The following is a 23,276-nucleotide window of genomic DNA, read 5'->3' on the forward strand; positions in this document are numbered from 1 at the left end:
TCCTCGATGTCGACTGCTCCCTCGATCAGCTTCTCCGCGACGCGCACAACGACGCCAGAAAACGACAAAGCCCGCCAATCCTTTGATGTTTCGCGGTCGATTACACGGTCACCGTTCTCCAAATGTTCCCACACACAAGTTGTACTTTCAGCGTGCAGTTACTACCAAATCAAAGCCAAGTTTAGCCAATCTATTGATTAACTCAGAGGGAAGCTCAAAACTAAACCCGTACTGATCGCCATTCGGGTCGAGCGGAACAAATATATCTAGCTCCGCCCTATCGACTCCAGCCGCACCGACGATGCTTGTGCATTTGATCCTACTCACGATCCCCGCTAGCGAGGACGCAATCTGATCAGATTCTGCGTTCGCGCGGTACTCCCAGAAGCCAATCTTCTGGACGACCTCTGATCCAGACGAGGTTATCCGCACATCACCGCGGCTGCGGGATCTGGTTGGAACTAAGCCGAGCAGCTCTGACGCACCATCCAGCGAAATCGAATTTCCATAGAGATAGATCGCAATAGAGGCGTGGTTATCGTCCATCTGCATATCATCATTATTCATCATTCAAGTTCCCAACCGGCTCGCCGTTCGGATCAACGACCTCTCCCGTGCTTGGGTTTACGCCGAAATCATGATCACCTCTTGCGCCAGGAGTATTTTCCTTTACTCCTCTATGGAACCTGCGCTTTCCTTCATTCGCACCCACGCCATTTCTCTTACCCCATTCGGCAGCTCCAGAGTCGCCCGGCCAAAACCCTGACGGGAATGAACCGGACATTGCCATTCCGCAAGGCGGGCCGCCTGGCATCTCACACGCCGAGGCTCCCATTGGCGATGGCCAAATCAACATCAACGGCCATGCGCGACTTCCGATTCCCTCCGCCAAACCCCCAATCCGCCCGCCGATTGCACCCCACGGGATCGGTGCCGGCCTAGGAGCCGTGACGCTGACTCCTGGAAGAGTTACTGCAGGCGCTGTAGCCGTGACAGTTACTGGCTGCAACGTCGTCGGCTCTGGTAGGGGCGGCGGTGGCGGCGGTGGCGGCTCCTTTTCTTCGTCATCGAAAGCCAAGCGGCCGTCAGGGTCAGTGAACCGATAAGGATTGTTGTTTGCGTACCAGTACCGATTAAAGTTCGCCCCGGTGCCGCTGTTAACAGTCACCGGGTCAACGCTCAAGAATCTTCCGAGCATCGGATCGTAATAGCGCTGTTGCATGTACGTCAGCCCCGTGGCGGCATCCTGCACATGCCCGGTATACCCGGGCCCATCGTCCAGGCGAGGTAGCAGTTGCGCACCGTAAGGCTCGTATTCCCGACGCTCAATGATCTGGCCATTGCTGTTGGTGATTACTACCGGCGACCCCAGTGCATCGGTGTGGATGTAGCGAACCGATTCGGCCGAACTGGCGGAGAAAGCTCCTAGTAATCCGATAAGGGCAACTAGTCGGACGATCATTGCGCAACCTCCTCCTTGAGTGAGCCGATGATTTCCGGGAAGTCCGTGGACAAACAGGCCGAACAGCTGGATGAATCAACGGCCTGGGCATTCTCCATGGCGGCTGTCATATGCCCATCCCTTTGAGGTTGCATCATGATGCGGGCCCGCGCCAGGAAGAGCAGTAGTTACCATGGCATGCTCGCACCCAATACTGACGCACACCCACTCCTGCCCTGCCGGTCTGAGTAGCTGAACCGTCATAGATGATCGTAGGCTCGAGATCTCCCCGCTGCTCTTTCACTTCGTACCTGGTAGCCCCTGCCGATGAAGGCCAAGTTATTGTCCAAGTGCTATTTGGAGGACGAGTTGAGTAGTCAACTTCCCTCGTCACGTTGAGCGATGCCGGTGCGCTCGGAGTCAGGTCCACCGCTGTTTTCGTTATCGCGCTATAAGAACTAAACCCGCCCTCATTCCAAGCCCGCGCTCGGTATTCGTAAGTTCCGTTGGTGTCGACCGTCATCGCCGTAGTACGGCTGCTGCCGTGGTAGACCCGCACCCAGCTGCCGCCGGCGGGACGCTCGTACAGTTCATAGCGCTCGGCGGTTGCCACCGCGCTCCAGCTGACGGTGTAGCTGCCGGTGCTGTTGCTCGATGGCACAGTCACCGCCGGTGCTGACGCCGGCTTGTACACCATTTCCGTGGTCTTGATCTCGGAGTAGGTCCCGTGGCCAGCGTCGTTGTATGCCAACACCCGGTAGCGGTAGCTGCCCGCCGGCTTATTGGGGTAGGCCTCATTACGGGCAGCATTGCTTTGCTCGTGCGTCCACGCCGCACCGTTCACGCTCTCCTGCAACTTGTACCCGGTGGCGCCGCTCACCGCGGTCCAATTGACGGTGTAGCTGCTCCCATTCGTCACCAGTGGCGGCGTAGTCAGGGTCGGGATCCCGGACGGTGGATCGATCTCGATCGTGGTCGCGATCGCCGACCATGGGGCGCAGTCGACAAACACGCTGCAGGCCGTAACGCGATAGCGCCAGTTGCCCGCCGCCCTATTCGTGCGTGCGTAGCTGCGCGACGTGCCGTTGTGGATCAGTACCCAGCTCCCGTTATTGAAGCTCTCCTCCAGCCGGTACTTCGCAGTGCCTGTCACCGCCGTCCAGCTCACGGTGAACGACGCATCGGTGTTCTGGGCCGGCGCGGTGATCACCGGCGCCGTCGTGGGGGCATAAACGTTCTCCACGCTGCCCGTGACGGACGGTTCTGTGCACCCGGCGGGGTTGCAGGCCGCCACCCGGTAGCTGTACGTGCCGGCTGCGCGGCCGCTGAACGCTTCACTGCGGCTTGCCCCCTGGTAGACCTCCGTCCACGGGCCGTCTTCAAAACTTTCCTCCAGCACGTACACAGTGGCGCCGTCGCTGCGACTCCAGCTGATCGTGTAGCTTCCGCTGCGGCCCCACTCCGGCACGGTCAGTGTCGGCACCTGGTTCGGCCGGACCTGTACGTACACCGTCACCGTGCCCGGCGCGTTCCAGTCCGCACAGCCCACCGGATTGCAGGCCCGCACCTGGTAGCCGTAGATGCCGGGCGCCCGGCCGGTGATGTCAAACGTCAGTTCGGGGGTGTCGGCAATTTCGTTCCATGCACCGTCTTCGCCCACCTGTTCGCGCAGCTCATACGCCTCGGCCAGCGGGACGGGGGTCCAGTTCACTTCGAAGTTGCCGTCCGCGTCGTAGGCGGGCGCACTCAGCGTCGGGGTGCCCTGCGGGATCAGCGCCACGCTGACGGTGGCGATGTTGGAGTAGCCCGAGCAGACCATCGCGCAGGCTCGCACCCGGTAGCGGTAGCTCGCGTCGGTCTTGCCCGTCACACTCCAGGTGCGGCTGCTGCCCTCGGCGATCTCGATCCACCCGCCCCCGTTGATGCTCTCGTCCAGCACGTAGCGCTCGGCGCCCGACGATGCCGTCCAGCTGACCGTGTAGCTGCCGTCGTTGCTGTCAGGCGGTGCGCTGATCACCGGCGTGGTCGTGGTTTGGGTCGGGTTGCCCACTTCGGCCACCAGGCTGCCGCCCAGGTAGACGTAGCTGGTCGCCTCGCCCTGGCGGTAGTCCTCCTGGTAGCGCAGTACCCCGTCGTTGCCGTACAGGGAGTAGATCGCCGCACCGGCCGGCGTGGTCGCCTGCACCCGGCGGCCGTGGCCGTCGTAGCGGTAGCTCTCCCGGGCTTCCACCGCGCGCAGGCGGTTGCCGTAGTCGAACGTGTAGTCCACCCCGTTCTTGTTGGCCAGGTTGCCCTGGGCGTCGTAGCCCAGGCCGATCACGGCCGCCCCGCTCACCGCGTCGCGGACATTGGTCAGCCGCTGGGTGTTGTCGTAGTGGTAGGTGTGGTTGCGACCGGCCACCTTCACCGACGTCAGGTTGTCCAGCACATCGTAGGTGTAGCTGGCCGGGCTGAACATCGGCGACGTCGTGCCCGTCAGCCGGTCCTGGGCGTCGTAGGCCATGTCGCGGTTGCCGCGAGCGCCGCTGCGCCCGTCGCTGATCGCCAGCACGTTGCCGTTGGTGTCGTAGTCGTAGCTGTCGTCGTGCACCGGGGTGGTGCCCTTCGCATCACGGCTACGCTCGGGCAGGCCCCGCTCGTTCTGCACCAGGGTGTGGACGATGCCGTTGCCGTAGGTAAAGGCCGCGATCGCACCGTTGGGGTAGTAGTCCACGCCGGTGGCGTAGGCACCCGCCTGGGTGGGTTGCCCAAGAGCGTTAGGGGCGTAGTCGACCGTCAGCCCCTTCGGGTAGGTGTGGCGACTCAGGTGGCCCAGGCTGTCGTAGCCGTACCCTACCCCCCAGCTGTACAGGCTGCCCTGCGCCAGGCTCTCGCCGGTCAGCAGCCGCCGCTTGTTGTAGGTATAGGCATTGACCGCCGCGGTGCTGCCGCCGTCGTTGTAGGTGACGATCTGCTCGGGCAGACCGTCGGGCGTGTAGTCCCACAGCTGGTTGCCGTTGTCGTCGAAGAACGACAGCGACGTCAGGCGGTTGCGGGCGTCATAGCCGCGGGTCACCCGCGCCGCGGTCGGCACGCTGGCGGTATCGCACGCGCTCGTCGACGGCAGCGCCAGCCCACCGGCGCTCCAGGCCAGGTTGCCGGCCGCGTCGTAGGCCATCACCGTCGCGCCAGTCTCCGGCTCGAGCCGCTTGCACAGCTGCTGGTGCTGGTCGTAGACGTAGTAGCGATCCGCTTTCACGGAGCCATCCGCATTGCGGCGCGTCACTTGTATGGGGTGGCCGAAGGCGTTCCGAACAATATCGGTGTAGGAGCCTGCCGCTTGGCGGATCACGGCAGGCATCGACTCGGTCGGCTGGTCGTACGCTTCGTACCAGGTGCGCGTGACGTTGCCCCTCGGATCCGTCGAGATCTTGTAGCCGCCGTTCGATGCGTAATTGTGGGTGGTGACAAGTGAGCCCAGTTCCGAATCCTGGACCGTCTTACGCAGGCGACCTAGTGCATCGTAGGTGTTGCGCACGCCCACGTTCGGTGCCGTGGTACTGCCACCGGCGTAACTGGCGAAGGTGGTGCGCCCCTCGTGGTCGTAGGCGAACTTCGTGCTGCGCCGCGTGCCGGCCGTATCGCGGTGATCGAACTCATGCACCAGGATCGGACGCCACAGTGCGTCCAGATACACGTTCTTGCGGTACTCGCCCTGGGTGATCGACTGCCGCCAGTGGCCGGCCGGGATGCCGTACTCGCTGCCGGACACCTGGGTGAAGCTCTGGCTCAGCGGGGTCCACGCCGTGGAATCGCCGGTCGGATAGACCGTCTTGGTCAGCCGCCCCATCGGGTCGTACTGGTAACTGGTGGTGAAGCCGTTCTCGTCGGTGATCGAGGCGATCGTGCCGTCGTCGTTGACCACCGCCGACATCGAGGTGCCGTCGGCGTAGGCGATCGACTGGGGGATGCCACGCTTCCAGCCGGTCAACGTGGTGACGTGGTTGCGCCCGTCCTTGACCGTGCGCAGCGTGCCGTCCTGATCCCCCGTCGTGGTCGTGTAGCCCAGCGTCTGCTGCAGCTTGCCGAAGGCGTAGGTACGCAGAGGCAGCGCGTAGGTGGGCGTGTAATCCGTCCGCGACACCTGGGTGCCGTCGATCGATCTCGTCGCCACCTGACCGAGGATCCACTTGGCCGTGTTGTCGTGGTAGGTCGTCGCCTCGGTACGGCTGTAGCCCAGAGAACTGGATCTGGTCACCTTCGTGGCACGCCCACGCGAATCGATGCAGAAGGTGCCCATTCCACACCCGCCATTCGTTGTCCAAGAGAACGTGGCGTCTTGCTGGGAAATTTCAGCTGAGACTCGCGGCACTAGATTCGTCAGCTTCTCTCTGTTGCCCAGTGCGTCGGAAAGAGCTTTCCCAAGTGGCACCGGCCAAGGTCCGGTCGAGGACGCGGCATAGCTGAACACTTCCTTCCTAAGCCGAGCACCACTGGCAGTCTTGACCTCGGTCTCGAGCAGGAGCCCTTCGGTCTCGCCATCCCGGTTGCTGTGAGTGTACTTGGCGCTGGTACCGTCAGGCGCGGTTACAGCCGTCCAGTTGGTGCCAACACAAGTTCTGCTCTGACATTCAATACGGCCGCTATTGTTTGGCCCCGAATACTGGTACTTCCAAGTTGCCGGAGCCAGACCTGGACCGCTTAAAGTCCGCTCCACAAGCGTCATCGATCCGTAAAATGATGGTACTGGGACGTACGGCGGCCGTGTCGGAAGTTCTTGGATACAGTCCCCTCCCGCGACAAAAGATCTGCCGTGCTTGAGCGGCGCCATTTTGAATGTCCCGGTTACCCCAGACGGCGCCGTAATAGTGCCTAAGAAGACCGCACCTTCGTCTCGAATCGAGTCGTCCAAAACGCATCCGGTTACGTAAATCCTTCCTTGATCGTAGAAGCCGAAGCCCAAGTTGAATGACCATCTTGAACTGTCCGGAAGTACCAAAGATGCCAATCCATGGTCGTCGTAGTTGTAGGCCCATGTGCGACTATTTTGAGAGCCAGTACTAGAGGTAATGGTCGTAATGCGAGCTCCGTCGGCACTCCAGTCCAAATCAACTCGGCGCCCGTCGCTGGCCGAAATGGCGGTAAGGCGCGGGCCGCTGTAGGAGTAATCGACGTAATTTCCAAATCGATCAGTAATACGAGAGACCATCATGTGCGCACGACTGCGATATAGCCTCCAGGTGCCGGGGAATTCAGAGTCTCTCTGATAGACCGTATGCGTATCTTTATAAACCAGATGAGTAAAGGCGTATGTATCACCACCGGGAGAGACCCCAAGAAACCCCTCGCCGGGTTCGCCATTGGTAGTCTGAGGCAGGCAGCCCGTAACCCATCCTGACTTGGTTACACCCGTGTAACTTGAGGCGCCAGAGATGGCCGCAGTCGGAGCCCAGCTACCACTCTCACGGGCGAGCAGCTGCTCAGACCCTTGAAATGTGGTAAGGTTATAACCGAACCACCATGTATCCACGGCAGTTCCCCACACTCGCGCCACGCCATTCTTGAAGTTTGTGCATCGTGCATTTGTCGGCGCTCTGTTTGCGTCCCACGCTTGCCACTTCCCCGGTGTTCCGGGGGAGGGATTGCCTCCGCCATAGGGGCCTGAGCCTCCCGGGATCTGCGTGAGCGTGGTGATTTCCGGGATCACCAACTGCCAATTAGCAAAGCCCATAGTTGTTTCACGCTCTCCAGGGCGAGAACCCGCCGTGTAGCGTCTTGCAATAACTATGTCTGGCCCGTTACCTCTCAGGCGGAGATCTTCCTGCTCGAAAGACAGTCCTCCGTTATAGAGGCTGACGCTCTCGCCGAAGGGTGATTCATCCAACCTTGCAACTGTCCCGCGGGTGTGCAGATCGTGCTGATACTCCGTACCGGCCTCGACCTCTTCTGCAAAAGTGCTGTCATTGAAAAACAGCAACAACGAGAGAAGCGCTATGGACGGAGCCAATCTCCCTAGCTCTCGGCCAAGTGACATATATCTATTCAGTGTCGGTCCACCCAGCATGTGCTTCGTCTTAGGTCCGCACGCAAGCCCTCGGCCGCTTGCCGGCCGCGATTGGTTAGGACGTTCGATCTGCGCCTCAGTAGACGCGTCGATGGTGGTCTCTGCGAGACCTGCAGCAACAGCAGAGTGGAGTCTCAAGATTGCCCCCTTTCCTTAGTCGACCCGTTGCGAGTCGCATCCGCACTCCCCAGTGCGGCTCCTAACTTCTTCATACACCATTTCATTGCGAGAGGCTAGTGACCGCACCTGTCTTTGATCTACCGCCAGTGCAGTCGGCGGCTGAACAACTCATGGGGTCTTTTCTGGATCCCTCACCCAGAGAGAATGCGAAGCTCGATCGCTGGGATGAGATCCCCTAGGCTGGGTCTTCGAGCTCACGGAACCTCGGAGGCGTTGCAGATGCCCTGGTCGCCACTTTAGAACGTATCCCTAGGCCAAGAACCGCTCTTCTCTATCCCGAATAACCAGCCCAAATCAAAGACCTACCCCTGACAAATCAAACAAATCGCCTGCTTCGATCGCGCCCATTTCAAGCCGGAAGACTTGCCACTAGCACGCGGTTTAATCCTTTGTGCTCCAGCCCGGCATCATGCAGGCAGACAGGGGGAGGCATGGACCTCGACAAGCTGTTAGAACAATCCGCTGCCTTATCCTGGTCAGTCCACGTATCTTAGGTGGGCATCACAGAAGTCAGTCGGCAAGCCGCTAAGGTCATGCCTTATTCCTACGTCAACAGCGCATGCACTATCTCCTCCTGCTGTGCATCATTGTGTCCCTTGCGTGGGGATCGGCATCGATCGCACCCATCTTTGTCCGGGCATATGACTTTTTTCCCGGGCTTACAGCAGCGCTGCTACTGATCTTCCTGTGCACAACCTTCTGGGGCGTAGCGACCGTCTATCTCATCGACCTGCTGAGCTCGCACCATCGTCGCAACAACGAATTTCTCCGAAAGTTCTACAAGCTGCTCTATGAAGACCTCGGCGCCATGCTGGTGCTCGCTGCTCTACTCTGGGGCATCTTCTGGGCTGCTAAGCCGGCCTATAGCCTATCCAACATCGACATCGCGTGCTTAGGGTTGCCCCTGTACATCTATGCAATCTCATCCATTACGAAGGCGAACGACCCACGCCGAATCCTGAAGGTCCCACGTGGCTACAGAGCCATTCTAATCATGCTTCCGTTCGTCCTTCTGCTGGCCTCTTGCGTCGCGCTCGTGCAGATCTATTCTGGGCGAATTCCAGCGCTCGGCTCACTCTGGATCCAGTTGAGCATCCTGGCAGGTGGCTTCTCTACGTACGTCAGTTCTAAGCAGTTTTCGTACTATGTGCATCACCGACGCATCACGGCCTCTCCTACGCTCGGCCGCATTTTTAGCAAGCTTCGAGGTGGCAATCCCGGCATATACGACCTTGCGATACAAGCCTCAGAGCTGTTTGAAGAAGGCATGAAGATCAAAACAGCTCAGCGCGCCGCAGAGGCCAGACGCACGGCAGGCAAGAAGAATAAGAAGCGCTAGCAGCGTGTAGCAAGAAAAGGCAGAGGTTTGCGCATTTGACCCTACACGTGGGACGCAATCTCCAGAGCAGGCATGACTTGGTCAGCGAGGGCATCGGGTCGGAAGTCGCTCTCCGCACCCCCGATAAACATCCCTAATCGAGTAGCCCCGTTTTGGCTCCGCCTAGCCGTAAGCCGGCCCGCAGGGGCGGATCGGCGCTTCGCTCAGATCGGGAGCGTCTCCTCCCTTGAAGCCATGCGCAGGTCTCGGAGCGATGGTTGACATTGCCATAGTGGGAATCCTTACCGTGCGAGTTCCAGAAGTACCAGGAGACTCGCATGCAATTCCGCGTTCCCCAGATGAGCTGCGGTGGATGCCTGAGCACCGTGACCGCGGCGCTGCTGGCCGTAGACTCGACTGCCCGGATCGAGGCTGATCTTTCGTCCAAGCGGGTGAGCGTTGAATCTGATGTCGGCCGGGACCGCCTCGATGCCGCTCTTCGGAGCGCTGGGTACCCACCCGCCGACACCGACAACGCCGAGGACTAGAACTGATGAGTAAGCCCAAGCTGTGGATTGGCGCGGCGACTGCCATAGCCGTCACCGGCGCACTCGCGGCGGCGCTTGCGTGGCCAACTCCTGATGGTCCGGCCTCGCAGCAAGAGTCGAGCAACGCCATCGATGCCCTGCCTCTGCTGGTGGTGAGCAAGAGCCCCACCTGTGGATGCTGTGGTTCATGGGTGGAACACATGAAGAAGACGGGCTTCCCTGTGGAGGTCCATGACACCGAGAATGTCCACGCGGTCAAGGAACGGGTTGGTGTGCCTTTCGGAAAGGGTTCCTGCCATACCGCGGAGGTCGCCGGCTATTTCGTCGAGGGCCATGTGCCCGCTGAAGATGTGATTCGGCTTCTCGCGTCCAAGCCCGCAGCGAAGGGCCTGACCGTGCCGGGCATGCCGGCCGGCTCACCCGGAATGGAGATGCCGGATGGAAGCGTGCAGCGGTATACCGTTGAGCTGGTGGGCGCCGACGGCACCACGACGGCGTTCTCGGTACACGGCGGCTGAGAAGAGGAGCGTGTCAATCCGGCAGTGGACTGACGCACCCAACACACGGATCGGCGGTTCGAGTTCGAGGCCTGATGGCCAAGCCTGACGAGGAGGATGCATGCACCACCACGAGCACCAACATCAACCGGCGCTTTCCGGGACGACCGTAGACCCGGTCTGCGGGATGTCCGTCGACCCCTCCAGTACTCCCCACCACGCGGAACATCAGGGACACACGTACCACTTCTGTTCGGCCGGCTGCCGCGCGAAATTCGTCACCGCCCCCGCCAAGTACCTGTCGCCGCAAGCGGCTGCCGTGGACGCGGCGCCTGCTCTTGCAGGCGCGATGTACACCTGCCCGATGCATCCGCAGATCCGCCAGGACCACCCCGGGACGTGCCCCATCTGCGGCATGGCGCTGGAGCCGGAGATGCCGAGTCTGGAGGATGAGGAGAACCCCGAACTGGTCGACTTCTCCCGGCGCTTCTGGTGGACGCTGCCGCTGACTCTGACCGTGCTGGTAGTGGCGATGTTCGGCCACTACTTCGACGCGTGGATAGCCACCGAAGTGCGGACGTGGGTCGAGCTGGTCCTGACGATCCCCATCGTTCTGTGGGCGGGCTGGCCCTTCTTTGTGCGCTGCGTCCAGTCCGTACGCAATCGTAGCCCCAACATGTGGACGCTGATCGGGATCGGCGTCGGTGCTGCGTTCGGCTACAGCGTGGTGGCCACGCTTGCGCCGGGTCTGTTCCCCGACTCGTTCCGGGAGCACGGCCGCGTGGGTGTCTACTTCGAGGCGGCGGCGGTCATCATCTCGCTGACGTTGCTGGGCCAGATGCTGGAACTGCGCGCGCGCTCCAGGACCTCGGCGGCGATCAAGGCGCTGCTCGGGCTGGCGCCGAAGACCGCGCGCCGATTGCGCGATGACGGCACCGAGGAGGACATCGAGCTCAGCCATGTCCACGTCGGTGACCGTTTGCGGGTGCGCCCCGGTGAAAAGGTCCCGGTGGATGGCACGGTGCTGGAGGGGCGTTCCAATGTCGACGAGTCCATGCTCACCGGCGAGCCAGTCCCAGTCGAGAAGGCCAATGGCGCCTCGGTGATCGGTGCAACGCTCAACGGCAACGGCAGCCTGGTCATCCGCGCGGAGAAGATCGGCTCGGAAACGGTGCTCTCACAGATCGTCCAGCTGGTCGCGCAGGCGCAGCGCTCGCGCGCGCCGATGCAGCGCATGGCCGACAAGGTCGCGTTCTGGTTCGTGCTGGCGGTGCTGGGCATCGCGGTGGCGACCTTCCTGGTGTGGGGGCTGTTGGGCCCCGAACCGTCCTGGACATACGCCGTACTCAATGCCGTGTCGGTGCTTATCATTGCCTGTCCGTGTGCGCTCGGGCTGGCCACCCCGATGTCGATCATGGTCGCCACCGGGCGCGCCGCCAGTGCAGGCGTGTTGTTTCGCGACGCCGAGGCAATCGAGAACTTCCGCCGGATCGACACCCTCATCGTCGACAAGACCGGTACGTTGACCGAAGGTCGCCCCGCTTTCAGGCAGGCGGTGGGCATAAACGGGTTCATCGAGGAAGAGGTGCTCAGGCTCGCGGCCAGTCTGGACCAGGGTAGCGAACACCCGCTCGCGGAGGCGATCGTCGCGGAAGCCCGGCGCCGCGGCCTGCAACTGGAAACGCCGGACAGCTTCGAGTCCTCGACCGGCATCGGTGTGCGCGGCGAGGCTGCAGGCCACCGTCTCGCGATCGGCAATACCGAGCTGATGACGGAGCTCCGGGTCGACCCGGCACCGTTGCGTGAGGACGCGGAGCAACTGCGCCGCGACGGCGCCAGTGTGATGTTCCTTGCAGTCGACGGGACACTTGCCGGTCTTATTGCGGTTGCCGATCCGATCAAGGACTCGACTGCCGATGCCATCGCCACCTTGCACGAGGCCGGCCTGCGCATCGTCATGGCCACCGGCGACGGGGTCACGACGGCCAATGCGGTGGCGCGACAGCTGGGGATCGATGAAGTCCACGGCGAGGTGCGTCCGAAGGACAAGGTCGATCTCGTCAACCGACTCAAGGCTGACGGCCACAAGGTGGCGATGGCCGGAGACGGCATCAACGACGCACCAGCCTTGGCGGGTGCCGATATCGGCATCGCCATGGGCACCGGCACCGATGTGGCGATGTCGAGTGCCCAGGTCACGCTGGTCAAGGGTGACCTTCGTGGGATTGCGCGGGCGCGGACAATCTCCAGCGCCACCGTGGGCAACATGAAGCAGAACCTGGCGTTCGCCTTCCTCTACAACGCGCTGGGCGTGCCAATTGCTGCCGGCGTGCTGTACCCCGCGACCGGGCTGCTGTTGAGCCCCATGATTGCCGCCCTGGCGATGAGCCTGAGTTCGGTCTCGGTCGTCGCCAATGCCTTGCGGCTGGGCGGGACGGGGTTCGGGTCTAGGTCCGCTGGCAAGTGACCCCTATGATCCAGATCAATCCAGCACTTCCTCAAAAGTCGTAGAATCGCCTCAGTCATGAACGCCTTCCGTCGCCGCACGCGCTTCCGTCTATCGCTTCTCGCGATAGTGGCGCTGCTGTGGTCGCAACTGGCGTTTGCGGCACACCCGGGATGCGTGGAAGCCCTGGACGCTGTGTTGGCGACTACGTCCGTGGTCGAAACGGCGGCACAGGCCTGTGAACACGACGCCCCTCCCGAGCAGGATCCGGTCTGCCACGCGCACTGCAACCAGGGTGAGTCGAGCAGCGATACCGCCCGGGTGCCGCCAGTGCCGCCACTGCTTGGATTGCCAGCGGTCCCCGAGCTGGTCCTGAGTGCCAACCATGCAGCCGCCATGGATGCGGGCGCTGTCGAGCGTCCGCTTCCCGTCGTCAAACGACGACCCACCGCCCATCCGGCGGAGCTCCTGCTGATTTGATGCCCAACCACCACCACGCCGTGCCCACGGGTGCGGCGCGGTGGTGCGTGTGGCTGCGCCGAACGTGCGCGGCATGTCCCCTCTGTTCACAGATTCGGTGCTTGGCGCCGGTCTATTCGGGCATTCGACATGGCATTGAAGACGCTTCTGCGGCGGGGCTGTGCCCCGTCTGTTCCATCCCCCACGCCAGCTTCTCGGTCCCCTGGATTGATCGCGGCATTGCTTGTGCTCTGCGCTTTGGCTGCGCCCGCCATGGCGCAGTCGGTGCCCGGCGAAGACGTGGCCTCCGTCCACGCCTGGCTGCGTGATAACAACCCCGAGTTGCGCGCACTACAGGCGGAAACCGAGGCCGCGCGGGCCCGGATCCAACCCGCCGGTGCCCTGCCCGATCCCAGCGCCTCGATCAGCTTCCGCAACCTCGATCCGGATCGCCCCTGGCAGCTTCCGGGCGACGGCGGCGAGGTCGACTACTCGCTTCGCCAGCGCGTGCCGCTCTGGGGCAAGCGTGGGCTGGCCCGCACCATTGCCCGGCAGAGTGCCGAGGCAGTCGCCCTGGACCGGGACGCGGTTCTTCGTGAGCTGATCGCCGAGGCGGAGACGGCCTATGTGCGCTATTGGCACGCCGACCAGGCCATCGCGGTGCTGGACCGCCGCCTCGACTTGCTGCGGCAGGTCGAAGAGATGGCCGGGGTCCGCTACGCGTTGGGCATGGCGGCCCAGCAGGACTCCATTCGCGCCCAGGTCGAGCAGACCGTCATGCAGCGCGAGCGCATCCAACGCCTGGCCGAAAAGCGTGAAGCGATGGCTGCGCTCAATGGCTTGCTTGGCCGTCCCGCCGATGCCCCGCTCGCGCCTCCCGCTCAGCGGCCGGTCCTGGCCATCCGTTCCGGTGACCTGGGCGACGCGTTAAACGTCCTCGACAGCAGCGCCCATCCAGCTGTCCTGGCGCAACAGGCGCGTGCACAGGCGGCGCGGACCAACGTCGAGTTGCAGCGCCGCAACCGTTACCCCGACGTGACCTTCGGCGTCGGCGCCATGCAGCGCGAAGACGGGCTGGAAAGCATGGAGGTGATGCTGGAGGTGGAAATTCCCTTCCAGCAGACGGCCCGACGCGAACGGGAGCGGGAGTCGCGGCTGCTCGAGCAGGCTGCACTCGCGCGCATGGATGCGACACGCCAGGCGCTAGCCAGCCAAGTCACCACAGCCTGGGCGCAATGGCGCAGTGCGCAAGACCGCCGTGAGATCACCGAACAGACGCTGCTACCGCAGGCGGATGCCGCCTTCCAGTCCGCACTCGCCAGCTACCAGGTCGGCGAAGTGGACTTCGGCACCCTGCTGGAAGCGCTCAACCAATGGCAAGGCGCCGACCTGGATCGTGTGGATGCCCTGCGTGACGAACTGCTGGCCGCCGCCGCCGTGCGCGCCATCGAAGGAGAGACACCATGACCCGCAACCAGACTGTGTCGCTGGCAATCGCCGCCGTGCTCGCGGCACTTGCCGCCGGCTGGATGGTCGGCCGCGCCGGCCACGATGAAGCCGCCCCGGCGGCGGCAGATGCGCCGACCGCCGAGCGCAGGGTGCTGTATTACCGCAACCCGATGGGCCTGCCGGACACCTCGCCAGTACCGAAAAAGGACCCGATGGGGATGGATTACATCCCCGTCTATGCGAGTGACGAACCTGTCTCGGACGCCGGAACAGTCGCGCTCTCGCCCGGCAAGATCCAGACGTTGGGCGTGCGGACCGAGCCGGTCCGGCGTTCGCAGCTGGCAAGCCTCGTGCGTGCCAGCGGAACCGTGGAGATCGACGAAACCCGGCAGTATGCGATTGCGCCGCGCTTTGAGGGCTGGGTCGAACACCTGTACGCGAATCAGACCGGGATGCAGGTCAGCGCCGGCCAACCATTGATGGCGGTGTACAGCCCCCAACTTGCTGCGGCCCGACAGGAGTTCCGACTGGCCGACGCGGCCGCACGCCGGCTCGCACAATCCGATCCCGCCAGCGCCGCATCGATGGAGCGCCTGCGGGAGGCAGCACGCACACGCCTGCAGAACTGGGAGATCAGTGGCGCACAACTTGGGGGCCAAGGCGGCAGCGACAACATGGTCCTGACCTCCCCCGCCAATGCGGTAGTCATCGAAAAGCCCATCATCCAGGGCGCCCGGTTCCAGCCGGGCGAGACAATCCTGCGGCTGGCCGACCTGTCGACCGTCTGGATCATGGCCAAGGTGCCAGCGATGCAGGCGGCCGACATCGCCGTTGGCCAGCCGGCGCGGTTCGAGACCGAGACCCTGCCCGGTCAGAGCTTCGCAGGAGAAGTGACCTTCGTGCAGCCGGTGGTGGACGCTGCCTCGCGTACGGTCGATGTTCGAGTTGCCCTGCCCAACCCGACCGGCGACCTTCGCCCCAACCTGTTCGGCACAGTCCTGCTGGAGCAGCCGTCGCGGCAACCGGTGCTGAGCGTCCCTCGATCGGCCGTGCTGGACAGCGGCGCCCGCCAGACTGTGCTGGTCCAGACCGGACCGGGGCGCTTTGCGCCGCGCGAGGTGACCATCGGGCGCCGTGCGGGTGACCGGATCGAGATCCTTGATGGCGTCGCCGAGGGCGAAGAGGTGGTGGTATCCGCCAACTTCCTTATCGATGCCGAGAGCAACCTCAAGGCGGCGCTGGAAGGATTTGGAGCGGCATCCGAAGAAACCGGCGCTACTGGCCCGTCCGCGCCGTCGGAGGCCCCGCATGCCAGCCATGAAACGCGATCCGCCGATCCGCATGCCGGCCATTCCCCGGTACCGGTAACACCGCCCGTTGCAGACGATGGCGGAGCAAGCCCGCACGAGGGCCACTGACATGCTCGGTCGAATCATCGAGTGGTCTGTCCACAATGTCTTTCTCGTCCTGGTGATGGCGCTGGCAGTGCTCGCCGGTGGCGTATACGCAATCATCAACACGCCCCTGGACGCGCAGCCCGACCTGTCGGACGTTCAGGTCATCGTGTTCACGGAGGTGCCGGGCCAAGCCCCACAGGTGGTGGAGGACCAGGTCACCTACCCGCTCACCAGCGCGCTGTTGACGGTGCCCGAGTCCAAGGTGGTCCGCGGCTTCTCGTTCTTCGGAGCCTCGTTTGTTTACGTGATCTTCGAGGACGGCACGGATCTGTACTGGGCGCGATCGCGGGTCCTGGAGAACCTCAGCGTCGCCTCGAAGAACCTGCCGGATGGTGTCACGCCGACGCTGGGGCCCGATGCCACCGGCGTTGGCTGGGTCTACCAGTACGTGCTCAAAAGTGGGAAGCATTCGCTCGACGAGCTGCGCGCGATGCAGGACTGGTACGTGCGCTATCAGCTGACGACGGCACCCGGCGTGGCCGAGGTCGCCAGCGTTGGCGGCTTTGTCCGGCAGTACTCGGTCACCGTGGACCCGGTTCGCCTGCGAGAGTTCGGAATTCCGCTCTCACGGGTTTCCCAGGTCATCGCGGAAAGCAACCGCGACGTGGGCGGCCGCGTGATCGAGATGGCCGAAACGGAGTACATGGTGCGCGGACGTGGCTATCTGCGTGGCATCGCCGACATCGAGGACTTGGTGCTACGCGCCGACGGCGGCGCGCCAGTGCTGATCGGTGACATCGCCCGGGTAGAGCTAGTGCCCGAGGAACGGCGCGGCCTGGCCGACCTTGATGGCCAAGGCGACGTGGTCGCCGGCATCGCGGTAGCCCGTTACGGAGAGAACGCGCTGTCGGTCATCGGTGGACTCAAGGAGAAGATCGCAGAGATCGCCGGTGGCCTACCCGAGGGCGTGAGCATCCAGGCCGTCTACGATCGGTCGGACCTGATCGAGCGGGCCATCAAGACGCTGCGCAACACGCTGCTGGAGGAGAGTCTCATCGTCGCCCTGGTGTGCCTGGTGTTCCTGTTCCACGCACGCAGCGCGCTGGTGGCGATCGTGATGCTGCCGATCGGCGTTCTGATCGCCGTCATCGCCATGCGTGTGCTGGGCATGAACTCCAACATCATGAGCCTGGGCGGCATCGCGATTGCGATCGGCGCGATGGTGGACGCGGCGATCGTGATGATCGAGAACGCGCACAAACACATCGAGCGTGATGACGGTACCCGCAGCCGCGCACAACTGATCATCGACGCCTGCCGTGAGGTTGGACCGGCGCTGTTCTTCAGCTTGATGATCATCACCGTCTCGTTCCTGCCGGTGTTCGCGCTGGAGGCGCAGGAGGGCCGGATGTTCCAGCCGCTCGCCTTCACCAAGACATTCGCCATGGCCGGCGCAGCGCTGTTGTCGATCACCCTGGTGCCCGTGCTCATGCTGCTGTTCGTGCGCGGCAAGATCGTGCCCGAACAAAAGAATCCGGTGAACCGGTTCCTGATCGCCGCCTACCGTCCGATCATCAACGTGGTGCTGCGGCACAAGCTCGCAACGATCGCCTTGGCGTTGGTCGCGCTGCTGGCCACCATGTGGCCGGCATCCAGGCTGGGCAGCGAGTTCATGCCTACGCTCAACGAGGGCACCTTGTTGTACATGCCAGCGTCACTGCCCGGCATGTCGGTGACCAAGGCTTCGGAGCTGTTGCAGCAGCAGGATCGCATCATCAAGACCTTCCCAGAGGTCGAGTCGGTGTTTGGAAAGGCGGGGCGCGCCCTGACCGCCACTGATCCCGCGCCGCTGGAGATGTTCGAGACGGTGATCAACCTCAAGCCCGAGGACCAGTGGCGCGAGGGCATGACCACCGACAAGCTGATCGCGGAGATGGACGCGGCGCTGAAGTTCCCCGGCGTCGCCAACTCCTGGACCATGCCGATCAAGGCTCGCACCGACATGCTCGCCACCGGCATCCGCACGCCGGTGGGCATCAAGGTCTTTGGTAGCAACCTCGCCGAGTTAGAGAAGGTCGCGCTGGAGATCGAGGCCGCGGTACGCACGGTGCCAGGCACCACCAGCGCCTTCGCCGAGCGCCTTACCGGCGGCTTCTACCTGGATATCGACCCCGATCTGGCCCGGCTCGCCCAATACGGCATCACCATCGGCGAAGTCCAGGACATCGTGTCCGCCGCACTCGGCGGCGAACGGGTGACCACCCTGCTGGACGGGCGTGAGCGCTTCGGAGTCATCGTGCGCTACCCGCGTGACCTGCGGGACGACCCCCACCGGATTGCCACTCAGGTGCTAATCCCCACCCCGGGCGGGGCCCAGGTACCGTTGGGCGAGGTGGCCGCCGTACAGGTCCGCAAGGGCGCACCCAGCATTCGTACCGAGAACGCGATGTTGGCCGCCTACATCTACGTGGACACGCGCGAGAGCGACATCGGCAGCTTCGTGGAGCGGGCACAGGAAGCGGTGGCACGGGATGTCACCTTCCCGCCCGGCTACTACGCGAGCTGGAGCGGCCAGTTCGAATACATGCAACGGGCCGCGGAGAAGATGAAGGTGGTGATTCCGGTGACGCTGGCAATCATCTTCCTGCTGCTATACCTCAACTTCCGTCGCGTGACCGAATCGCTGATTGTGATGCTTTCGGTGCCGTTCGCATTGGTGGGCGGTGTCTGGCTGATGTGGTTGCTCGACTACAACGTCAGTGTCGCCGTCGCAGTGGGTTTCATCGCCCTGGCCGGGGTAGCCGCAGAAACCGGCGTGGTGATGCTGATCTACCTCGACCACGCGCTGGAAGCCCGGGCAGGACGCCGACAGGCGGAGGGTGCCACGCTTACCGACCACGACCTGCAGGAAGCGATCATAGAGGGCGCGGTGGAACGCGTGCGGCCGAAGATGATGACCGTGGTAGCGATCATGGCCGGCCTGCTGCCGATCATGTGGAGCACCGGCACAGGTTCGGAAGTCATGCGCCGCATCGCCGCCCCGATGGTGGGTGGAATGGTGTCGTCGACCGTGCTGACATTGGCCGTCATCCCCGCGATCTACGCACTCATCAAGCGCCACCAGCTGGTGTCCCGTCGCCACTGAAGCCGTTGTCGGCCTCGACTGAAGATCACCGAGCGGCTGCCATTCACTCCCAACATGAGAGGAACACCCTTATGAAACTGCTCGCTCCCCTGCTGACTGTTGCACTCCTGGGCGCCTGCTCCCAGGACGCCAACAACGCTGAGCCGGCGGCCTCACCGGCCGGGACACCTGACGCGCAATCGATGGACATGTCCGAGGCCCAGCACCAGGCCATGGGCATGGGCCGCACTACGGATGAGGCCACCGGCACGTCGGCCTCGGCGACCGGCACTGTGGAGTCCGTCGATGCGGAAGCCGGGAAGATCGTGATTGCACACGGTGCGGTCGACGCGCTGGGCTGGCCTGCCATGACCATGGGCTTCTCGGCAACGCCCGAGCAAATTCAGGCAGTACAGCCCGGCCAGAGGGTCAACTTCGAGTTCCTGTCGCAGGGCTCGAAGCACACCGTCACGGGCATTACGCCCGCGCAATGACGCAAAAAATCCGATCGATTACGACTCCCCTACACCGAGTGGGTGGCCGGGAGGCCGCTCACGTCATCCGCCGCGGCCAGCTACGGAATCGGCTCCCCGTGAGCTGAGCAGCGCACCTCAGGTCGCGCGCAATGCGGCGAACCCGGCGCCAACGCCGGGTCCTTATGCGCATTGGCGCGCCAAGCCATCAGCGGCCTTCAAGTTCCTGTATCAACACTTTCATTTCTTCGATCTCACGACGCTGCGACTCGATAATTTGGTCGGCCAGATCTCTCGTCCGCGGGTCTGTGATCTGTGCACGTTCGCTCGTCAGGATTGCGATGGAGTGGTGCGGAATCATCGCCTTCATCCAGGAGACATCGTCCACGGTCGTCTGGCTGCGGGCGAGAAAAAGCGCTCCTGCAAACACCACGACGGAGGCACAGTAAATGGCGAGATTGATCTTGCGGTCCTTGTACATGTGTCGCATGTAAACGAGCATCACTACGGCCATGGTCGCACCCATGACCAGCGCCATGTACGCGCGGGTTTCGCTCCAAAAAACGTGGTTCAACTGATAGGCGGTGAGATACATCAGTCCGAACATGATCACCGTCGCCGTAGCGATCATCGCGGCGAATCGAGCGTAGGAACCTTCCATTGTTTTCTCCTGGCAGTGGTAGCGGGCGTGTGCAGTGTTGATGACGGTATTGACGCTGCTGGTTCTGCCAGCGCTTACCGCATGATCCATCGCAACAATAATGCTGCGAATAGCACTTCGGAATCCGCTCGGGTATCGCCTACCGCGTGGCGGGAACTGCCCGTTTGACGGGCAGCCCCCGTGGCCACGGCGTGCTCAGGCGGCCATGCGCTGGCAGCTGTCAGCACAGCGGCGGCAGATGTCGACGCAGCGCTGCATCTCGGCGTCGTCGCCCATGCTGGCGCAGGACTCCGCGCACCGGCGACAAACCTCCGCGCAGGCTCCGCAGATGACGGAATGCACCTGCGACCCGCGCAGCATCGCGTCGGCACTGGTGGCGCAGATATCCGCGCACACCGCCATCAAAGCGATGTGCTGTGGATCGGCGTGTTTGCCGCCCTTGGTGAGGCAGTAGTTGATGGTCTCCAGGCAAATGGCATGACACTGCTGGCAGTTGTCGATGCACTCGTTTATGGCTGGATCGCGGTGTTCAGCGGAATGGTGAGTCATTGGAGTTACCTCTTTTGATCTGCAGGCGATCATCGGCGCGCCTGCTTCACCGCCCCATTCCCCCTACCTTGGATTCAATGTGGCGCCTTTGGCTCAACCACCCCGCTTCGGGCGCGAAGACCAGTGGATGTGGACGATGCGCCAGCCCTCTGGCGAGTCCGCCAGCACCATGGTCTCGGTGCTCAACAGCGTCACCGGTTTGCCGTCCTTGCTCGCATGCAGCTCGCTCTCGCTCGCGACCCAGGCCGTGTTTCCGTCGACGCGCGCCTTGCGGCGCATCAGCGCGCTGTGCACGCCCGACAGGAACTTGGCGTCGGACTTGGCGTGATGGCCCAGGTACTCATCTCGGCTACGCTCGGCACCGCCGGCCTCAAGGATGATCACGTCCGGCGCCAACATTGACTCGACGGCGGCGAAGTCGCCGGCAGCCAGTGCCTTGCCGAAGGCCTCGACCACGGCCACGGGTGCCTGCGTAGCGGCCGGCACATCGATGGCCGCGACCTCGGCGGTCGCGGCGTGATGGGCGTGCTCGGAAGCGCTGGACGCGTCCTGCGCATTTGCGACAGGCAGGGTCAGGCCAAACAGCAGTGCGGTGGCGAGCGTCGGGATTGCGTTCTTCATATGTTGTTCCTGTTGAGGTCAGTGCTGGTGGTCGTGGCCGTCGTGCGATTCGGGCGCGGCGGATTCGGTTGAGGGCGTGGCCGATCCCGGGGATGCGTCTTCGTGGCCGCCGTCGGTGCGCGCAGCCGGTGCCGGATGTGATTCAACCGTTCCGTCCGCATGACGGTGGGTCACAGTGGCGGGCTCAGCTGGACTCGGAGTGCCGTGGTGGTCCGCCGTACCTACAGGATGAGCGTGGCCATCTGCGGGTAAACCCGCCTGCGCGTCTGCCTCGCTGTCGGCGCCTGCTTCGTGGTGATCGGGCGTAACGCCTTCCGCATGGGCGTGGCCACCCGTCTCGCCGCCGCCATGGTCATGGCCGTCGCTGCTCGCCACCAGCGCCTGGTACCGCGCGGCATCCATCTTCGGCAGTTTCTGCAGGAAGGCAGCCATGTTCCAGATGTACTCCTCGCCCATGCTTTCGCCCCACGCGGGCATACCGCTGGCCTTGATGCCGTGCTTGATGGCCCAGAACGCGACCGAAGCTTCGACAGTGGTTTTCGAAAGGTTGGGGGGTGACGGGTTCAAGCCCCGGCTCAACTCGGTCTCGCCCATGCCAGGGGCGAGATGGCATCCCGTGCACATGGCGTCGTAGTTGCCGGCTCCTTGCCGGATGCGCTCCATCTCTCCCAGGTCACCCGGGGGCTGCAGGTCGCGCGCGCGAACCGCAATGGAACGCTCGCGCACGGTCTCCAGAAACGCGTGTACTGGCTGCGTGTGCTGGTCGTCGGCGCCCACGTTGTAGATGCCCGACCAGGCAAAGCCGGCGGTCAACGCGGCAACCAGCAGAAAAACGGCAGCGCTGCCGATAATCCAGGATTTCGCTTTCATGAATGGTGCTCCTCCTGTCAGAACCAGATGCGCACACCCGCAACCACGCGGGTGTCGTCGATGTCATCGCCTTCGGCACGCCAAAGATCGGCCGTGCCGCCGTAGGCGCGCTCGTGCACCACGCCGATGTATGGCGCGAATTGCCGCGTGAACTCGTAGCGCAGGCGCACGCCTGCCTCGACGGTGCTCAGGCCTGAGCCGATGCCCCGGCGCGAGTCGTCCTCTCCCCAGACTTCCGCCTCCGCGAGCCATTGCGCGATCAACCGGTTGGTCAGAAGCATCTCGTACTCGGCTTCCACGCCAATGCCGGTTTGACCACCCTGACCCACGTAAGCGGTGGCGCTGACTTCGAACTTGTACGGCGCCACGCCCATCACCCCGACCGCCGCGAAGGTCTGTGAGGGGTCTTCCCCGAAATCGTGACGGATGCCGATCACCGCATCCCACCAGCGCGCTATCGCGCGGCCGTAGAACACCTCGACATCGCCGGACTCGACACTACCGTCGATCGCTTCGCCTTCGCTGCGAACCCACAGCCGGTTGAGGTCGGTGCCGACCCACCCGAGCGTCTCCCATGCCAGGGCATCTCCGTCATCGGCGTCCCAGGTTTCGAGCCGGTCCAACAGAAAATAGGAGTGGATGCTTTTATCGTGCACGGCATGACCGGCGACGTCCGGAAAGGCGGCCGCGCGGTCGCTCCGAGTCACTGGAGGGATCGGTTCAAGCGGCGCGGCTGTTGAGGGCAGGTCGTGCCCCATTGCCGCATGATCCATCTCTTGCATCCCGGAGTGGTCCATTCCGTCCATGGAGGAGTGATCCATCCCCTGCATCGACCCATGGTCCATGTCCGAGTGGTCCATGCCGGTGTGGCCTGCAGGCTCCTCCCTCGCTTCTTCCGCTGCAGTGTCCTGCCGATCCGGCACCGCATGCGCGGAGTGGTCGACCGGCGCACTTGCCGGGGTCGCGGGCATGGCGTGCCCCATGGCGGCGTGATCCGCCTCGGAAGCCGGCTGATCAGGTTCCGCCGGGTCTGGGATCGGCATGACGTGGCCCGCATGCGGATCGTCGGAGACAGGTTCGGCCGCGGTGGCGGGCGTGTGGTCGGAGTGATCGTTGTCCTGCGCCAGCGTCGGCGCCGAAGCGGTGGCCAGCGCGAGTGCCAACGCCAGTGCGTGCAGATGCGGAGTCTTGGAAGTCATG

General features: G+C 63.4%; 17 protein-coding genes. 9 read left to right on the forward strand and 8 right to left on the reverse strand.

Translation table 11 applies throughout. The annotated features are described in order from the left end of the window. Positions 1-147: 147 nt before the first annotated feature. The 3 genes from U8331_RS07775 to U8331_RS07785 all read right to left on the reverse strand — a co-directional run bounded on the left by U8331_RS07775 (position 148) and on the right by U8331_RS07785 (position 5,720). Positions 148-570, reverse strand: a complete 423-nt coding sequence (locus U8331_RS07775) for a DUF4279 domain-containing protein (RefSeq protein ID WP_481130498.1) — start codon at positions 568-570, stop codon at positions 148-150. Next, positions 560-1,462, reverse strand: coding sequence for an RHS repeat domain-containing protein (locus U8331_RS07780; protein WP_481130499.1), 903 nt, complete (start codon positions 1,460-1,462; stop codon positions 560-562). The genes U8331_RS07775 and U8331_RS07780 overlap by 11 nt, the downstream gene beginning before the upstream one ends. Positions 1,463-1,595: 133 nt before the next feature. Beyond that, positions 1,596-5,720 (reverse strand): wall-associated protein, encoded by a 4,125-nt coding sequence (locus tag U8331_RS07785; protein WP_481130500.1) that lies wholly within the window; start codon positions 5,718-5,720, stop codon positions 1,596-1,598. Positions 5,721-8,223: 2,503 nt separating this feature from the next. Here U8331_RS07785 and U8331_RS07790 point away from each other — a divergent pair. The 9 genes from U8331_RS07790 (at position 8,224) to U8331_RS07830 (ending at position 19,396) form a co-directional block, all read left to right on the forward strand. Continuing rightward, positions 8,224-9,003, forward strand: coding sequence for a hypothetical protein (locus U8331_RS07790; protein WP_481130501.1), 780 nt, complete (start codon positions 8,224-8,226; stop codon positions 9,001-9,003). A 317-nt stretch (positions 9,004-9,320) separates the two neighbouring features. After that, entirely contained in the window at positions 9,321-9,530 is a 210-nt protein-coding gene (locus tag U8331_RS07795; protein ID WP_036211281.1) for a heavy-metal-associated domain-containing protein, read from the forward strand. 5 nt (positions 9,531-9,535) lie between these two features. Further along, entirely contained in the window at positions 9,536-10,048 is a 513-nt protein-coding gene (locus U8331_RS07800) for a DUF411 domain-containing protein (RefSeq protein WP_203225043.1), read from the forward strand. Between the two features lie 166 nt (positions 10,049-10,214). Beyond that, the gene (locus U8331_RS07805; protein ID WP_481132923.1) at positions 10,215-12,494 is read left to right on the forward strand and encodes a heavy metal translocating P-type ATPase; all 2,280 of its coding nucleotides are present in this window, start codon (positions 10,215-10,217) and stop codon (positions 12,492-12,494) included. 57 nt (positions 12,495-12,551) lie between these two features. Further along, on the forward strand, positions 12,552-12,953 hold the full coding sequence (locus U8331_RS07810; protein WP_152597888.1) for a hypothetical protein: 402 nt from the start codon (positions 12,552-12,554) through the stop codon (positions 12,951-12,953). Positions 12,954-13,160: 207 nt separating this feature from the next. Further along, positions 13,161-14,399 (forward strand): TolC family protein, encoded by a 1,239-nt coding sequence (locus tag U8331_RS07815; protein WP_036211284.1) that lies wholly within the window; start codon positions 13,161-13,163, stop codon positions 14,397-14,399. Next, positions 14,396-15,799 carry an efflux RND transporter periplasmic adaptor subunit gene (locus tag U8331_RS07820; RefSeq protein ID WP_081974901.1) on the forward strand — a complete coding sequence of 468 codons (1,404 nt, stop codon included), beginning with the start codon at positions 14,396-14,398 and terminating at the stop codon, positions 15,797-15,799. Before U8331_RS07815 ends, U8331_RS07820 begins: the two co-directional genes overlap by 4 nt. A 1-nt stretch (position 15,800) precedes the next feature. Further along, positions 15,801-18,923: an efflux RND transporter permease subunit gene (locus tag U8331_RS07825; RefSeq protein WP_481130502.1), complete on the forward strand. Its 3,123-nt coding sequence runs from the start codon at positions 15,801-15,803 to the stop codon at positions 18,921-18,923. 71 nt (positions 18,924-18,994) lie between these two features. After that, a complete protein-coding gene (locus U8331_RS07830; protein WP_481130503.1) occupies positions 18,995-19,396 on the forward strand; it encodes a copper-binding protein in 402 nt (133 codons plus the stop codon). Between the two features lie 187 nt (positions 19,397-19,583). On the opposite strand, the gene U8331_RS07835 is transcribed toward U8331_RS07830, so the two are convergent. From U8331_RS07835 to U8331_RS07855, 5 genes are all read right to left on the reverse strand, one after another. Next, a complete protein-coding gene (locus U8331_RS07835; RefSeq protein ID WP_481130504.1) occupies positions 19,584-20,036 on the reverse strand; it encodes a DUF305 domain-containing protein in 453 nt (150 codons plus the stop codon). Between the two features lie 195 nt (positions 20,037-20,231). Further along, on the reverse strand, positions 20,232-20,585 hold the full coding sequence (locus tag U8331_RS07840; protein WP_036211296.1) for a four-helix bundle copper-binding protein: 354 nt from the start codon (positions 20,583-20,585) through the stop codon (positions 20,232-20,234). Positions 20,586-20,678: 93 nt separating this feature from the next. Continuing rightward, positions 20,679-21,206, reverse strand: coding sequence for a YybH family protein (locus tag U8331_RS07845; RefSeq protein ID WP_481130505.1), 528 nt, complete (start codon positions 21,204-21,206; stop codon positions 20,679-20,681). Positions 21,207-21,224: 18 nt separating this feature from the next. Further along, entirely contained in the window at positions 21,225-22,076 is an 852-nt protein-coding gene (locus U8331_RS07850) for a c-type cytochrome (protein WP_036211302.1), read from the reverse strand. Between the two features lie 17 nt (positions 22,077-22,093). After that, positions 22,094-23,275 (reverse strand): copper resistance protein B, encoded by a 1,182-nt coding sequence (locus U8331_RS07855; RefSeq protein ID WP_481130506.1) that lies wholly within the window; start codon positions 23,273-23,275, stop codon positions 22,094-22,096. Position 23,276: the final 1 nt, after the last annotated feature.

Source organism: Lysobacter sp. CC-YZS074, assembly GCF_056739745.1.

Bases quoted from the DNA above. Each gene is read 5' to 3' on its own strand.
- U8331_RS07775 (WP_481130498.1), bottom strand. From the start codon at position 570: ATGATGAATAATGATGATATGCAGATGGACGATAACCACGCCTCTATT.
- U8331_RS07780 (WP_481130499.1), bottom strand. From the start codon at position 1,462: ATGATCGTCCGACTAGTTGCCCTTATCGGATTACTAGGAGCTTTCTCC.
- U8331_RS07785 (WP_481130500.1), bottom strand. From the start codon at position 5,720: ATGGGCACCTTCTGCATCGATTCGCGTGGGCGTGCCACGAAGGTGACC.
- U8331_RS07790 (WP_481130501.1), top strand. From the start codon at position 8,224: ATGCACTATCTCCTCCTGCTGTGCATCATTGTGTCCCTTGCGTGGGGA.
- U8331_RS07795 (WP_036211281.1), top strand. From the start codon at position 9,321: ATGCAATTCCGCGTTCCCCAGATGAGCTGCGGTGGATGCCTGAGCACC.
- U8331_RS07800 (WP_203225043.1), top strand. From the start codon at position 9,536: ATGAGTAAGCCCAAGCTGTGGATTGGCGCGGCGACTGCCATAGCCGTC.
- U8331_RS07805 (WP_481132923.1), top strand. From the start codon at position 10,215: ATGTCCGTCGACCCCTCCAGTACTCCCCACCACGCGGAACATCAGGGA.
- U8331_RS07810 (WP_152597888.1), top strand. From the start codon at position 12,552: ATGAACGCCTTCCGTCGCCGCACGCGCTTCCGTCTATCGCTTCTCGCG.
- U8331_RS07820 (WP_081974901.1), top strand. From the start codon at position 14,396: ATGACCCGCAACCAGACTGTGTCGCTGGCAATCGCCGCCGTGCTCGCG.
- U8331_RS07825 (WP_481130502.1), top strand. From the start codon at position 15,801: ATGCTCGGTCGAATCATCGAGTGGTCTGTCCACAATGTCTTTCTCGTC.
- U8331_RS07830 (WP_481130503.1), top strand. From the start codon at position 18,995: ATGAAACTGCTCGCTCCCCTGCTGACTGTTGCACTCCTGGGCGCCTGC.
- U8331_RS07835 (WP_481130504.1), bottom strand. From the start codon at position 20,036: ATGGAAGGTTCCTACGCTCGATTCGCCGCGATGATCGCTACGGCGACG.
- U8331_RS07840 (WP_036211296.1), bottom strand. From the start codon at position 20,585: ATGACTCACCATTCCGCTGAACACCGCGATCCAGCCATAAACGAGTGC.
- U8331_RS07845 (WP_481130505.1), bottom strand. From the start codon at position 21,206: ATGAAGAACGCAATCCCGACGCTCGCCACCGCACTGCTGTTTGGCCTG.
- U8331_RS07850 (WP_036211302.1), bottom strand. From the start codon at position 22,076: ATGAAAGCGAAATCCTGGATTATCGGCAGCGCTGCCGTTTTTCTGCTG.
- U8331_RS07855 (WP_481130506.1), bottom strand. From the start codon at position 23,275: ATGACTTCCAAGACTCCGCATCTGCACGCACTGGCGTTGGCACTCGCG.